8 protein-coding genes are annotated in these 15,934 nt (G+C 45.6%); 5 read left to right on the top strand and 3 right to left on the bottom strand.

The features are described 5' to 3' along the window. Positions 1-11: 11 nt before the first annotated feature. Entirely contained in the window at positions 12-401 is a 390-nt protein-coding gene (locus D7D25_RS00935; protein WP_185140193.1) for a DUF1573 domain-containing protein, read from the bottom strand. Between the two features lie 103 nt (positions 402-504). Beyond that, positions 505-6,414: an alpha-2-macroglobulin gene (locus tag D7D25_RS00930; RefSeq protein WP_122967093.1), complete on the bottom strand. Its 5,910-nt coding sequence runs from the start codon at positions 6,412-6,414 to the stop codon at positions 505-507. Positions 6,415-7,024: 610 nt separating this feature from the next. Here D7D25_RS00930 and nosZ point away from each other — a divergent pair. From nosZ to D7D25_RS00905, 5 genes are all read left to right on the top strand, one after another. Continuing rightward, the gene (gene nosZ, locus D7D25_RS00925; RefSeq protein ID WP_255417124.1) at positions 7,025-9,010 is read left to right on the top strand and encodes a Sec-dependent nitrous-oxide reductase; all 1,986 of its coding nucleotides are present in this window, start codon (positions 7,025-7,027) and stop codon (positions 9,008-9,010) included. A 53-nt stretch (positions 9,011-9,063) separates the two neighbouring features. Then, entirely contained in the window at positions 9,064-10,077 is a 1,014-nt protein-coding gene (locus D7D25_RS00920) for a nitrous oxide reductase accessory protein NosL (protein WP_122967091.1), read from the top strand. A 65-nt stretch (positions 10,078-10,142) separates the two neighbouring features. Continuing rightward, positions 10,143-11,309: a nitrous oxide reductase family maturation protein NosD gene (nosD, locus tag D7D25_RS00915; protein ID WP_221407938.1), complete on the top strand. Its 1,167-nt coding sequence runs from the start codon at positions 10,143-10,145 to the stop codon at positions 11,307-11,309. Next, positions 11,306-12,022 (top strand): ABC transporter ATP-binding protein, encoded by a 717-nt coding sequence (locus tag D7D25_RS00910; protein WP_122967089.1) that lies wholly within the window; start codon positions 11,306-11,308, stop codon positions 12,020-12,022. The genes nosD and D7D25_RS00910 overlap by 4 nt, the downstream gene beginning before the upstream one ends. Further along, complete coding sequence (locus D7D25_RS00905; RefSeq protein WP_122967088.1) at positions 12,015-12,785, top strand: ABC transporter permease; 771 nt, start codon at positions 12,015-12,017, stop codon at positions 12,783-12,785. The genes D7D25_RS00910 and D7D25_RS00905 overlap by 8 nt, the downstream gene beginning before the upstream one ends. 83 nt (positions 12,786-12,868) lie before the next feature. On the opposite strand, the gene D7D25_RS00900 is transcribed toward D7D25_RS00905, so the two are convergent. Next, positions 12,869-15,853, bottom strand: a complete 2,985-nt coding sequence (locus D7D25_RS00900; protein WP_122967087.1) for a PEP/pyruvate-binding domain-containing protein — start codon at positions 15,851-15,853, stop codon at positions 12,869-12,871. Positions 15,854-15,934: the final 81 nt, after the last annotated feature.

Here is a 15,934-nt window from a genome sequence, read left to right as displayed (position 1 = left end):
CGAAACGATATTTATTGTTTGGGCGTTACGTTCCCTTTGATAGTGAGTAAGTATACCGTATCGGGAACATTCGTATACACCCTGATCGTTTTGTTAAATGTCCCAGGACGACGTACAGTGGAATAAGTGGCGGAAATGGTTCCCTTTTTACCCGGCAACACCGGCTCTTTTGTATAACTGGGAGTGGTACACCCGCACGATGTCGACACCCGCTGTATAATAAGAGGACTTTTGCCTGTGTTGGTAAACTCAAACTGCGTGGAAACCGAGCCCATCTCTTCTTTGATAGTCCCGAAATTATGTTCTGTTCTCTTAAAATCCATATCCGGTTTCTGCTGTGCAAAACCAATGCCGCTGACCAACACGGCAAATAATACTATTAAACTTAACTTCTTCATCATATGATCATTTTATTTCTCACCACGTTTAGAGATTCCTGCCACTTCAGCAACTTGCCCGGCAGATAATAAGATTACAAAAATAACAAATTCGTTTAAAGCTTGTTTATTCTTTAACAATAATTTTCATTCCGGCGGTATGCGAGGTGAACTCAGGGGCATACATGCTCTGAATGGTGGTGATGCCGTTGGAATAGTTGCCGGGCCGGCTCACATACACCGCATATTCAAACAGATAGGTACCCCGGGGCAGGTGATCGAAATAGAAACCGGTGGAGGCGTCTTTCGATGTCTGATAATAGGGAATCCCGTTCTGCCATCCCATAGCTGAAATCTGGTTGACCGGCTCAAAAGCGGCTGCACGCATATCTTTCAAATGGACAAACTCCAGATCGCGATCGCTCCGTACCGTCAGACGTACGACCACCTTGTCTCCCACCCTCAATGGACTATCCTGCGTAATCCGCACCAGCTGTGGTCCGGATGCGGTAGCCTGCTCCACAAAAAGCTGCTTTTCCACGTCGAGCGAAGCGTCGGTTTTTTCAATCTTGTCCATATCTTCGAAATATTGCCAGTAAAGCGCGCCCCACGCGGGAGTGTTTCCCTGATGCCTCACCGTGACCTCACCCATTCCTGGAGTTACCTCGGCACGGTACCACGACTCCTTGAAATAGCCGCTTCCCGGTTCCTTGTTCTCAGGTTCCACACGCAGTTCACCCAATGTCACGGTTGTTTCCCCTTCTGGGATGAACCAATCGCTCCCGGTATTCAATAGCGTATATACGGCATCTGCCGTAGCATGGGTAGTCTCCCACAACTGTGTCTGTTTCTGTTTTAACAGCCAACGTTTCATTTCGTCCATTTCATCGGCCTTCGCTCCTCCGATACGGAAAGCATCCATGATAAAGGTGTGCACCGAAACGGCAGATTGCGACATAAACACCTGCGCGCGGTTATTGGCCCAATAGATGCCCATTTCCCCTGAACGGGTGGCATGCTCGCGGAAAGAAGCCAATATGCTTTCCACCACGCCTGTTTTCCCTTTCCGGCCCATCAGCATGGCAATCAATGCGCGTTCATATGATCCGTATTGTGTCCAGTTCTTTTCGATGATTGAAAGATAAAAATCGGTCATTTTCTCCCCTTCTTTGTCCAACGGATATCCGGAATAACCTGAACGGACATAGAGATATTCAAGGTCGGTGGTGGAAATGGTTTTGATATTCTTCCACTCTTTATTGTATTTCTTCAGCGCCTCGAAGCGGCGTTGGGCTTCAGTATCGATATAAAAAACCGCTTTCTCCTGCATTGAAAGGATCTCTTGCGACGACTCCGCGGCTCCCAGTCGTTTTAACTGATGAAATCCGTGAAGGATATATTGCGTAATGCTTACGCTGGGATGGAAGCCCTTGAACCAACTCCATCCGCCCTGATTGGTTTGCAAATCCCACAGCTTGTGTATAGCGGCACCGGTAAGGTCGCGGCTACGGTTCAGGTCGAACAGCAACGACAGCCGCGCTTTCTGTTCCGATTCATTCCGGGCTTCCAGCACCCAGGGAGTTTCTTCGAGTAACACACTCTTTAACTCCTGATTCTTCTCAAGATTTGACAGGAGCGTCTCTTTACTGCCACCCTGTTTTTTCCACGCCTCTACCATGGCTTTCACCTTCGGAAATGCCTGTCCGATATGTGCTCCCAGCGAATTAGCGTAGTAGGAAGCAAACCAGGAAACCGCATTGTCGCTATCCGGCTCACCCAGCACCGGCAATGCCTGTATCGCATACCATGCGGGATTGGAAGTAAATTCAAGCGTCAAACGGTAATCCTGTATGGTTTCGGACGATCTGTCGACCAACCTGTTCATGGAAAATTGCTTGGTCTGTCCACCGTTCAGATCCATCCGCATACTTTCGGTGACAAGCATCCGGTTAGGAAGCACGGCCAACGCATGTTGCTCACCGTCACTGAACTGCTCGCTACTGGCTAAGATCCGCACACCAAGTATATCCACATCGGCGGGGACATCGAATGTCCACCATGCATCCCAAGAGGCACCCCGCGCTAATGAGAACAGCTGTTCACGGTTCTCGATCGATATGTGATGGATCACCTCCTCCGTGACCGGATCAAAGAATTCCAGTTTCACGTTGCCATTGACGCTGCCATCAGAGAGGTTGGATATCTTGGTGGAAATAGCCGTCCTGTCACCGTGACGAAGGAAACGCGGCAGATTGGGCGTCACCATCAATTCTTTCTGCGACACGGTAAAAGCTTCGGCCTTTCCCGTATTCAGTTCCTTATCGTGCGCCAGCACGCGGAAACGCCATTTCGTATTGCTCTCCGGAACAGTGAAGGCAATCTGGGTTTCGCCTTTACTATTGGTCTTGAGATGGGGAAAGAAGAAAGCGGTCTCGTTGAAATCGCGCCGTATCTGAAGGGCTTCATTTTCTTGCCCGGACCCTCTGGAGGCAGGGGCGGGAGGGGGGGCCTGAGCTCCTTCGCCACTGGTAATCTCGATTTCTTCCGCGATTGCCCTATCCGAAGATTGACCGGCAAGATCCTCCGCCAGGATAATCTCCTCCGCACCGGCATACATCTGCAGCTGCGCATTGCCCGCTTTGGCACTTCTCACCATCATCCTGCCGGAGTAGAAAAGCGAGTAACCGAACCAGTGAAAACGGTCGAATTCAAAAGCAGTAACATTCTTCCACTGTACGGGTATATTACTATGGGCGGTGACGGCATGGAACGATTGATCAGTGGAGAATCCCATCCTCGAGAAATAGCGCGCATAAGAAAAAGGAGAGAAATACCAATCCGATGACACATAAATTTTGTCGAGCGAAAAATCATACATCGACGCCAGCACCTCTGCCAATGCGGGATTATTATCGGCACCGGTTACCGTGATCCGCCATTCCTCTTCCGCGCCGGGACGGATTTTGTCACGGAACACGTCCAATTTCACCTTTAGGTCCGTCTCCTCCTTTTCGGGAAGGAGATCCACCCTGTGCGCATAGAACTTTTCATCCTTTATATAGGTAAGCATCAGGGTGACACCTTCCTTGTATTGTTCTTTATAGGGGATCGAAAAGAGCCTGTTTTCATTATCCAATCCGATCCATTTCCGCTCCAGCAATTTATCCCCCTGCCATAATTCATGCAAAACATGCACTTTGTCGGATACTCCCAGGATCACTTCCGCGTCTTTACCGCGCGAGAAATTGCTGTTCTTTTGTACAAGCCATTCGTTGGTTTTTATCGGCGGGCGCTTGTCGGAATAAGAAAAGAGGATAATATCTTTTTCTGTCACAATGGAATTTCCCCTGTCGTCTTTCGATTCCAGTTTCACGCGGTATTTTCCCGATGGCAAGCCTGACAGTTGTTTTTTCAATGCCGGTTGTTCTCCGGTCTTGAATTCTCCTTCTGCCGATAATGGGCCGATAGAATCGTTTTCTTGAAGTGAAAAAATCCGGTAAGTTCCGCCGGTTGTCACATCGTTATCGTCCAGATTTTTGGCTGAAATGATAATCTTTTCATCACTTTCCTTTGCCCACCTGTCAGGCATGTCCAACGACAACATCATGGAGACATCCCCCACCGTCACAGTATAATATCCCGTTTGGGTTTCACCGTTAATATCGGTCACCGCAACTGCCACTTCAAAGGCATAAACCACCTTGGAAGAGGCTTGGCTATCGGGTTTTTCCGGAGTAAAGGTAATCTCGAAGCCACCGTCTTGGCCGGTAGTCACACTACCTGAGGCATAGTGGCCCGAACTCCTTCCATTCCATATCCTCCACCACAATTGCATTCGCGTAATATCATACTCCACATTCGCTTGTTGAAGGCTGATACCTGAAAAACTTTCCGCTTTTCCTTTCAGCGTGATCTCCTCACCGAATTGATAGGTTTTCTCTATTTTATCGAACCTCACCTCAAAGGTAGGCCGTTTGTATTCCTCCACCCGGAAACCCACCGTTCCCTCTCCGGATCCGATCGTGAAATGTCCCGGCAGCACACCTCGCGGCAACACAAATTCACCCGCTATCGAACCAAATTCGTTCGTCGTGAAGGTCCGCTTCGAGATCTCCCTGTTATTGGCATCTCTCAATACAATCTCAAGAGGTTTACCGGCAATCACCGATTGCCGCCCGGCATCTCTGCGAACCTGTATCGCCTTAAAGTAAACTGTCTGTCCGGGCCTGTAGAGGCTTCGGTCGGTGAAAATATTTGTCATTTCCCGCGATTCGACCGTCCGGTCGGAGTAACTATAAAAAGCCGAGGGCAATCGAGTCAATGCGGCGCCTTTGTCATTCCCTGAAACAGCGTGATAAAAGACATCGTTATTGGGAATTTTTTTATGATACACAGCCAATCCCAACGCATTGGTAGTGATGGATTGATCCAAGGTAAGCTTCGAATTGTTCCAATTAGCCGGCAGTTTATAAATATCGACTTTGGCATCAGGGACAGGAATACCGGTCGTTCTGTCCACCACGAAAAAATCATATTGATTATCAGAATATCCCCGGGCGAAAACAGCCATATCGGAGACTGAAAAATAATAATCTGATTCCCGGGTATCATTGGTTCCAGGGGAGGAACTGAAAGTCAACATATAGCTACCGAACCCTCCGGGGTTGACCGTAAAGGTTGTCTCTCCTTGCCAGTATTCAGGCGTGTCCGGCAAAGATATAGGTATTTCCTTGATCAACACACGTTTTCCGGCTATCTGGCCTCTCACTTTCGATTTCTCTTCCAACATCTCCACGGGTGAGTGAATGCGATACAGCTTTGCGGTGAGCGACCCTATATTTTTGAAATTCACTTTTAACTCTTTATCACCCTCTTTAGGGAAAGTACCCGCCCCTGTAACCGTAAAAGCGGGCTGTGTAAGTTGCGACAACCTGTTTTGAAGTATCGATATCCGCTCGTATTTCGGGAAAGCGGCTATTGTTTTTTTCAGTAATTCATATACCTGTGCTGTTTTCTCCCTGCGTTGAATGGTATCTTCCGCATTGGTCTGGTCGACTTCGAGTAGATAAAATTGAGACAGCTTGTCGATAATTTCCACACTCATTTCGTTCCCTTCCCATTTTGCCAGTAACTTCTCCAATGCCGGGCGTGCCAGAGAAATATAGGTAGAATAAGAGAGATCCCTCAAATAATCCGATTTTTCCAGTTCGACCAGCAAAACCGAGCTATCCATATTTCGACGCAACAGGGAACTCAACAACTTTCTATAATTTTCCAGTATCAATAATCCATATTCCGCCTGTTGGGGAGTGAACGACAACTTCACAAACTCATCGGCCGGAGCAAACAACGACTCCCGCGGGATATTCTTCCTTGCCAGCACACGGCTCAGGTCCTCATCCTGATCGATTTGCCCCGACAGCTCTATGGCGCGCCGCACCAAAAAATCATACATGGCAGGGTAAAACCGTCTCGAAGCCTTGCCCAATTCCACCACAGCAGCATAGGACTCCACTTTAACCTCCACCAGTTCCCCCTCAGCGGCAACAGAAGCATCCAGATGTTCCACGACTTTGTGGAAGAAGATATTGCGTGTCCACTCCTTCATGTCGGCCGGCACGAAATCACCTAAATCGGTACGCTGGTCGATATTCCAGCGGTCTTTCTGATAGTACTGCAAGTACAACTCTGCCAGCATGGAGTGCAATACCGATTGTTCCACCACATCGCTGCTCTTCTCCAGCATTTCATTCAGGTTCCGGAAAATAAGCGTATCATTTTGCGCGTCCAGCGTCAGGTCATACTTTCCCTGATGGATCAAGGCCTTGATGATTTGAGGACTGTTTCTATCCTTTACTGCCTGTTGTAAAATGGTGTTCACAACATCCGCAGCTGACCGGGGAAGTGATTTCTTTTCAAAATCAGCCACTTTTGCCCATTCGTTCGCATAATGGTCTCTGTTCATCGGTCGTTTAGTCTGGGAAAAAACTCCTGAAGCAAGTGCCACAAGGAGCAGTGTGAGGTATATCTTGTTCATATTCGTTTGCAAATAAGTAAACCACTTCGATGGACGAAAATAGAAATAGTTTAATGTAGTCAAGCTATCTCTTAACAATTTCAACTGCTTTTTGTTTTGGGGAAATCGATCAACCTTTCATTTGCCAATTTTAGAAAATAAATCCAAATAAATCGCCAGTAAAGAACTTCCAAAAGTGGCAGTCCGGATATTATCGCACCTTTTCATGAGATTACAATTATCAGTATGACCCCTAGATGGATATTGATATAGAGTGCGATAACCATCATCATTCATTCTAATTAAAAAAACAGAAAAACGACTGTATATTTTTTCTGTTTTAAAAATGATTTTAATTTTGTTACATATATTTATTTTTAATTAAACCTGCAAGTTGTAACTGAACCTGTAAAACTTTTACCTTTATGGACTAAATTGCGAGTCCCGGTTGTGTTGCATACAATAAAGATATAAGAGAATACGACCAGACATGTTACTTTTTGGGAAACAATTCGCTACAATCGCTCTTGTAATAGAAACAAATGCAATAGACACAAATCGCTGACAAAGACCTTTATAAGACGAGGTTACTCATACGACCATATTTACATTTTATTAAATTTCCATGCAAATGAAAACTCAAAGAAATGAAAAACAGTTGGTGATAACCTTGATAATGTTCATGACCATTGTCGGGCTGTCATCGTGCAGACCAAAATCTGCAACAAGTGCTTTTAGTGAAGATGCGGCAGTAAAAACGTATGTCGCACCGGGAAATTATGACGAATTCTACAATTTTGTATCGGGAGGTTTTAGCGGTCAACTCGCCATATACGGCCTACCCTCAGGTAGGTTACTTAAGGTTATTCCGGTATTTTCCGTGAATGCGGAAAACGGATGGGGATTCAGCGAAGAGACAAAACCTATGCTGCACACCTCATTTGGGGAGGTTCCTTGGGATGATTCGCACCATCCTAACCTATCCATGACCAATGGTGAATACGACGGACGATGGGTATTTATCAATGCCAACAACACGCCTCGCATAGCGCGTATCGACCTGAAGAGCTTTAAAACGGTAGAAATGCTGGAATTGCCCAATAGTGCCGGGAACCATCCTTCGGCGTATGTCACCGAAAACACGGAATATATCGTTGCGGGGACACGTTTCAGTGTTCCACCCGATTATATTGACGGTGATGTTCCCATCACCAGTTATAAAGAAAATTTCAAAGGGCACATCAGTTTTATCAGTGTGGATCCCCTAACAGGTGAAATGAAATTATCTTTTCAGTTAGCCGTGCCCGGCTTTAATTATGACCTTTCCCATCCGGGAAAAGGCAAGTCTCACGGATGGTTCTTTTTCACTTGCTATAATTCCGAACAGGCCCATACCCATCTGGAAGTGAATGCCTCACAAAACGACAAGGATTTTGTCTTGGCCGTCAACTGGAAAAAAATCGAAGAACATCTGAAAGCAGGCAAGGGTGAAAAGGTGAAATGCCGGTATGCCCACAACATGTATGACGAGAAAATGCATGTGGCCACATCCAAAATCTTTGAGGAAACCACCGTATTAAATATCGAAGATGTAAAAGATTGCCTCTATTACATTCCATGTCCGAAATCGCCACATGGCATCGACATCGATCCCTCCGGAGAATATATCGTAGCCAGTGGGAAACTTGCCACCGTGATTCCGGTATTCAGTTTCGACAAGATACAAAAAGCAATTCAAGAAAAGAGTTTTGAAGGCGAAACAGAAGGGATCCACATCATCAATTACGAAGCCGCGCTATACGGTGAAGTGCAAAATCCAGGGTTGGGCGCATTACATACGGAATTCGATGAAAAGGGAAATGCTTATACCAGCTTTTTCGTCTCATCTGAAATAGTGAAATGGAACATAAAAGATTTACAAGTATTGGACAGGATTCCTTCCACCTATTCCATCGGGCACCTTTCGGTAATGGGTGGAGATACCAAGAAACCTTATGGGAAATACCTGGTTGCTTACAATAAGATCACCAAAGACCGTTTCTTACCCACTGGCCCCGAGCTTGCCCAATGTGCGCAATTAATTGATATCAGCGGGGATAAAATGAAATTGCTCCTTGATTTTCCGACTATCGGGGAACCTCATTATGCCGTGGCCTTACCTGCCAATATGATCAAGGACAATCAAATACAATTCTACAACCTCGCCGAAAACAAGCACCCTTACGTGGCCAGATCCCAAAAAGAGGCAAAAGTGGTAAGGGAAGGCAACGTGGTGCATGTCTACATGACGGCGATACGTTCCCACATGGCTCCCGATAATATCGAAGGCATAATGCTGGGAGACACCGTCTATTTCCATCTGACCAACATTGAACAGGAGTGGGATATTCCTCATGGTTTTGCCGTAAAGGGAAATACAAACGCCGAATTACTGGTAATGCCCGGTGAAACACAAACCCTAAAATGGGTTCCCGGCAGGACAGGTATCTTCCCGTTCTACTGTACCGATTTCTGCAGCGCGCTGCATCAGGAAATGCAAGGCTATGCACGCGTCTCAGCCCAAGGAAATAAGGTTCCTCTCTCTTACACATTAGATGATAAAACTACCGACAAATAAAATCCCACAGGGGAAGGAGTCCCTTCCCCTGTTTCTTAACAAACAAAACAGTTATGAGTAAAAATAAGCTATCCACTCTATCGAGAGTTTTATTGATCCTATGCGCCATCATACTTGTGGCATCTATTTTCGTTCCGTTGTGGAGAATCGAATTATCGGCTCCCCAATATCCCGAAGGATTGATATTGCTGTTATATCCCAATAAAATAGGAGGAGATGTGGACGCCATTAACGGTCTCAACCATTATATTGGCATGCAGACACTGCACACTGAAAACTTTATCGAGTTTACCGTTCTACCTTATATTTTAGCAGGATTTGCCCTATTATTCCTTGTTACCGCCATCATAAAAAGCCGGAAAATGTCGTTGATAAGTTTTATCGCGTTCGTTATTTTCGGTATTGTTTCCCTGATTGATTTTTATCGGTGGAATTACAACTATGGGCACAATCTGGATCCGTCGGCAGCCATAAAAGTCCCGGGAATGTCTTATTCGCCCCCGGTATTGGGATATAAGCAACTTCTTAATTTCGGGGCCTACTCTATTCCCGATATAGGAGGTATCCTGGTTCTCATCGTCGCTTTAATACTGGCTTTTGTGATTTTCAAGGAGTATGGTATCCATAGATTTCTCAGAAAAAAAAGAACGGCAGCAGTGCTCATCGCCTTTCTAGTCCTCCCCTTTCTTTCTTGTGTAAGCGACAGCGCGCAGCCAGTGCGCCTGAATCAGGACGAGTGTGAAAAATGCAGGATGACTATCGTTGATCCCAAATTCGACACGCAAATCATCACTGCGCGGGGCCGCTGCCTGAAATTCGACGACCTCTCTTGTCTTATCCGCCATTTGAAAGAAAAAGAAAGCACAAAAGCAAAGAAGATATACGTATCAGATTATTTGAAAGAAGACCATTTCATAGAAGCGGAAAAGGCGTTCTATATAAGAGGAGGAGAAGTCAAAAGTCCGATGAATGCGAATATTGCCGCTTTCGAAAGCCGCGAGGAAGCCGAAGAGGCTGCAAGACAACTAAATGCGGAGATCATTTCATGGGAAGATATCGATTTTTAATTTTTTGGCTTTCCCTTCTTATCAGTTGTAGTTTCGTCTCTCTTCTCACCGCGGGTAATCTACACGTGGGAAAGGGATGGCCTGTCACCGCCATTGCGGAAGCCTTGCAAACGGCCAATGCAGGGGATAGCATTATCGTTCATGAGGGAGTATATCAAGAAAAACTTGTCATCTCGACCCCTGTTATTTTAAAAGGAATCGGCTTTCCGGTTATTGACGGTGGTAATCAGGGTGATGTAGTTTCTATCTTTACCGACAGGGTGGTTGTGGAAGGACTTACCATCGCCAATTCGGGGAAATCATCGCTGACCGATTATTGCGGATTAAAAATAAATAAGGGTTGCAGCGGGATCGTCATCAACGACAATATATTTTCGGACAACTCCATCGGAATATTTGTACAGGACGCGGAAGATTGCCGGATAACCAACAACCGGATCGGCACATCCATCGAGGAAAGTGTCTTAATGGGAAATGCCATTCACTGCTGGAAATGTAAAAATATGGAAATAGAAGGGAATCATATCCGCGGGCACAGGGATGGTATTTATCTCGAATTTGTTTCCAACTCCATTATCCGTGATAATAATGTGGCGAAATGTTTGAGATACGGCCTGCACTTCATGTTCTCCAATGAAGATGACTATTTTTATAATCTATTCAGTGAAAATGGAGCTGGTGTGGCAGTGATGTATTCCACCAACATCAACATGCTATACAATACTTTCGACAATAACAAAGGAGGAGCTTCTTACGGACTCCTCCTCAAAGACATATCGCAAGGCAACGTCGCAGGCAACAAATTCACCCGAAATACGGTGGGCATATTGATGGATGGTGGCCTTTCACTCATCCTGCAGGACAACATTTTTAGCGAGAACGGCTGGGCCGTGCGTTTGATGGCAAGCAGCACTGAAAACAGATTTACCCGAAACAACTTTTTAGGAAATACTTTTGATATCACCACCAACGGTACTTCTGAAAAAAATTATTTCAGCGAAAACTACTGGGATAAATACAGGGGATACGACCTTGACCGCGATGGCATTGGCGATGTCCCCTATCATCCCTTGAGTTTATTCGCTGTCATTTCGGAATATACGCCTGCGGCGATGCTATTCTTCCGTAGTTTTTTGGTCGATCTGCTGGAACAGGCTGAAAGGGTCATCCCCACCGTGACCCCCAGTAATTTCATGGATGAGAGACCTGCGATGAGACAATATGCCTTATGATTACGATTCAGAACTTACATAAATATTACCAGAAACTGCATGTATTGAAAGGGATCAATCTGGAGTTTGATGACGGAAAAAGATGTATCGCTCTAATAGGTCCCAATGCATGTGGAAAAACCACTCTTATCAAGTGCCTCTTGAATCTGGTCACTCCTCAATCAGGAGAAGTGATCATCTCCGGCCGCAATGTAAAGGACGACCCTGCAATACGGAAACTGATCGGATTCATGCCACAGGCGGCCAGTTTTCCTAAACACTTATCAGTGGCGGAAACTTTCCGTCTGATCCGATCGGTAAGGGCAGAGGCTGACAATACCGATGATGAACTATATCGGTCGTTCCGACTCGATGCGATCGCGACTAAGAAAATGGGAGCGCTCTCCGGAGGAACCGTTCAGAAAGTAAGTGCGGCACTCGCTTTTATGTTCCATCCTCAGATAATTATTCTCGATGAACCTTTCGCCGGCCTTGATCCCTTGGCTTCAGGGATATTAAAAGAAAAAATACAAAAAGAAAAGGAAAACGGCAAGCTCATCTTTATCACCTCACACGTAATCAGCGAATTGGACAATCTCGCTTCTCATATCATATTCATGGAAGAGGGCCGAATTATATTTTATAAATCAGTGCACATGCTTTTGGAAGAGACAGGTAAGCACACAATCACCGATGCCATTATGAAAATTCTCATTCAAACCGAAAATGAATAACATTGCCAAAATCATATTCCTCGATATCTTGAAAAGTAAAATAACATTTGTTTATTTTATTGTGCTTTCTTTGGTCACATGGATATCCTTTCTGGTTGAAGACAGCCTTTCCAAAGGATTATTGACTGTAGCATACATTGTCCTTTTCAGTGTACCACTTATGGCCTTATTGTATTCCACCATCTATATTTACAACAGCCGTGAGTTTATCACGCTCCTATTGAGCCAACCCATAAAAAGAGGCACCCTTTGGAGCAGTCTATATCTGGGAATTTCCGGCAGCCTATGCCTTGCATTCCTATTAAGTGCCGGCATTCCCATCATCATCTATTCTTTTGATATGACCGGGTTCCTGATCCTGAGCATAGGAACGGCCATAACACTTGTGTCGGTGTCATTGTCTTTTTTGATCGCCGTATTCACCGACGACAAATCTGTTGGAATAGGACTCTCTATACTCTTATGGATGTTCTTTACACTGCTTTATGACGCAATCATGCTATTTCTTCTTTTTCAATTCAGCGATTATCCAATAGATAAACTAACAGTACTATTATTAATGCTCAATCCGATCGACTTGGCAAGATTGCAAATCATGATGAGATTGGATGTCTCTGCCATGTTGGGTTATTCGGGAGCTGTATTTACCCATTTTCTGGGAACTACTTTCAGTACAATCCTCTCATTCATATTATTGACCGCTTGGATCGGCATTCCTTACCGGTTCTCCTTAAAAATATTTCGTGAAAAAGATATTGTGTGAATAGTGATGCAACACTCATTCACAAAAAAGGCTCCGCACCCACCCATAACAATCTAATTATCAGCACACAAAGTTAAAACAAGTCATTTTCCCGGCTTCATCACTACTCCCACTCTTTTTTTTCCATTTATCTTGATGATCACCGGCTGATCGAAGTGTACCTGCCGGATAAATTCCGTCTCATGTGCGGCGGGTTGCGCATTCAAAAACTCCTCATCGAAAAACCCATCGTTCCCAGCAAAGGGATTCACTGTAAAATACCCCACGCCAAAGGAGGTCAGATTCTGAAAGAAATGGGTTCCCTGACTCGGTTCTATACGGTAATTCTTCATCCCTGATTCCACAATTACCCGTGCCTGGCTGATATGCGGCCATTTCACGGGGATACCCAACCATGGATCGGAAGACCCCCACCGTCCCGGGCCAACCAGCACATAATGGGTGCCGGCAGCAGCGAAACGGCTGTTCAACGCTTCTATTTCACGGGCTATCAATCCGTTTTTCGCAGCCTCAAAAGTGGAGGATTTCACATAAACCACATCATACACATCGTTGGATATCCCATTTCCGAGCGCATTTTTCGAGAAGAGCACCGTATGGGTCGGCTCCACGGCTTCCAGGTTTTCATGCACCACCTCCTTACTATCCACGATGGGACGGATCTGTAGTACATAAAAAGAGGCAAACTGCTTATCTTCGATATCCACGGCAAACTCTATCTCCACCGGCCGCCCCATCTCTTTCTGCCCTGCTTTCAACAGTTTGTCCAGGATCTCCGCCAAAGGAAACATTCCATGCTGTAAAATATTGGCGAAAGAGATGATCTTGCGTCCTCCTTCATAATAGCCATCCCGGATAACCTGATCCTGAGGATCATAAGTAGAAGCCACATACCTGAGAGGGCCCTCTTTTTCGGCTTCTTTGAGACGAAGTTTCAAGAGATTGAACCCGTCGTCGATCATGAAATCTTTTATCTCCGAGTGAAGGTCAAGCGCATAGAAGCGGGTCTGGGTATCACTCAGCGCCAAGTCGAGCGAACTCAGCTGCAGAATATTGGATGCATGGAGCGGAGAAAAACGGAGACCTGTATGACCATCCATAATATATTTCCCCAACCCGAAGGCTATGCTCACAATGCCATCTTCCGGTTTTTCATTCCCGAGAGGATAATAGTTAAGTGAACGGGCCACACCCGAGATGGCAGGATAGAACAGGCCGCCATATTGAGAGCCGACCACCTCCTGCAAGACGATCGCCATCTTCTCCTGATCGATCAGGTTTTGCGTTGCGGACATATAGGTCTTGCTATCCTTATAGAAAACAGAAGCATATACCGCTTTGATAGCATTGCTGAGTAGGCGCACCATCTCATATTTATCGTTCACATAAGGGATCATGTAGGTGGAATAAATCCCCGCGAAGGGCTGATACTGTGAGTCCTCCAGCAAACTGGAAGAACGGATGGCGATAGGCGTCTCTATCGCATCAAAGAACACCAGAAAATCACTCACCAACCGTTTCGGAAGTTTGGCGGCAAGAAAATGCTTCAGGATCATCTCGTCTTCCAGATCCGCAAGGGCCACCGGATAGAGATTATTGGCCTCCATGAATTCATCGAAGATATCAGTGCATAGCACCACCGTCTTGGGAGTGGTCACAGGAAAGTTGTGATTATTATTCAACTCCAGATGGGTTTTCACCATATAACCGATAAAAGCCAATCCTCTTCCCTTACCTCCAAGTGAACCCTCTCCGATACGGGCGAAGTTCGAATACTGGTCGAATCGGTCTTTCTCGAAAACAGCTACCACTCCGGTATTCTTCATACGCCTGTATTGCACGATAGTCGCGTAAATAAGTTCTCGCGCGTCATGCATATTGGCATATTCCGAGACATCTATCTTTTTAAGCATCTCTGCCACAGGAAACATGGCCCGGGAATAAAAAAACCTGGAAAAATGGTTTCTCGAAAGGTGGTAATATAAAGCATCATCAGGGATATTACGGATATTCATTTGCAACTCCTTCAGATTCTTGATCCGGAATATCTCTTGTTGGGTAATGGGATCGGTGATAATGAAGTCTCCAAAACCCAGATTCTCCTTGATTGCTTTCCGCATATCCTGCGGAAAAGTCTTGGAATTCTTATCAATAAATACAGCATCCACATCGGCTGCATATTTCCGGTTTTCCGACTCCGACGAAGCATAAATAATCGGGATATAACGGTCTTTCTTCCGGATCCATTCACCGAGCTGCTTACCGGCTAATTTCTCCTTCTTCCCATCAATATTGAAACTCATATCACTGATCACACCCAGCATATTATCACCATACTTTTTGTAATAGGTGATCGCCTCCTCATAGTTACGGGCAAGCAGGATCTTTGGACGTCCGCGCATGCGGAGCATTCTCAGGTGGTCATTGAGGGCCTCCTTCGAGAACTCTTTCGATTCACTGAGCACAAACTTATAAAGCAAGGGTAATGCCGTTGAATAGAAACGCACGGAATCTTCCACCAAGAGCACAGTCTGCACGCCGACCGTCTTTACGTCGTGCTCCACATTTATCCGGTCTTCAATGATCTTGATGATCGCCAACAGCAGATCCGTGTCGCCCAACCAACTGAAGACGTAATCGATACCGCTCAGGTCTGACTTCCGTAACGATTGTGTGACCGCTTTGGAAAAAGGTGTGAGCAACACTACAGGAATATCCGGGTAGCGCGCTTTGATTTGCTTCGCCAGGTCGAAAGTGTCACTATTATCCATGTTGGGCATGCAGATGATCAACTCATAACGATTCTGTTTCAGCTCTGCCAGCGCTTCCCGGCTGTTGCCCACCTGTGTAAAGCGCGGCGGATAGCGGAGGTTGAGTGAGGTATACTCATTGAAAATCTGTTCATCGACACGACCGTCATCTTCCAGGATGAACATATCATATCTGGAAGCCACCATCAGGACGTTGTAAATCCGTTTGTTCATCAACTTCACAAACGGGGTATCCCGGAATCTGAACCGGTTTATATCATGTGCTTTAATTACTGACCCTGGCGTTTTTAGTTTCATTTTCTTTTGGAATAAAGCAATAAAGTGACTATTCGATTGTTATTGAGTTGTCGCCCTGTTGTTAAACATAACCGGAGCGAA

The sequence above is a fragment of the Proteiniphilum sp. X52 genome, from assembly GCF_003712195.1.
Classification (GTDB): Bacteria; Bacteroidota; Bacteroidia; order Bacteroidales; family Dysgonomonadaceae; genus Proteiniphilum.
The sequence above is the reverse complement of the archived record's forward strand: the minus strand, read 5'-3'. Positions and strand labels throughout refer to the sequence as shown.

Coding starts and splice junctions, on each gene's coding strand:
- D7D25_RS00920 (WP_122967091.1), top strand. CDS start 9,064: ATGAGTAAAAATAAGCTATCCACTCTATCGAGAGTTTTATTGATCCTA.
- nosZ (WP_255417124.1), top strand. CDS start 7,025: ATGAAAACTCAAAGAAATGAAAAACAGTTGGTGATAACCTTGATAATG.
- D7D25_RS00930 (WP_122967093.1), bottom strand. CDS start 6,414: ATGAACAAGATATACCTCACACTGCTCCTTGTGGCACTTGCTTCAGGA.
- D7D25_RS00935 (WP_185140193.1), bottom strand. CDS start 401: ATGATGAAGAAGTTAAGTTTAATAGTATTATTTGCCGTGTTGGTCAGC.
- D7D25_RS00905 (WP_122967088.1), top strand. CDS start 12,015: ATGAATAACATTGCCAAAATCATATTCCTCGATATCTTGAAAAGTAAA.
- D7D25_RS00910 (WP_122967089.1), top strand. CDS start 11,306: ATGATTACGATTCAGAACTTACATAAATATTACCAGAAACTGCATGTA.
- D7D25_RS00900 (WP_122967087.1), bottom strand. CDS start 15,853: ATGAAACTAAAAACGCCAGGGTCAGTAATTAAAGCACATGATATAAAC.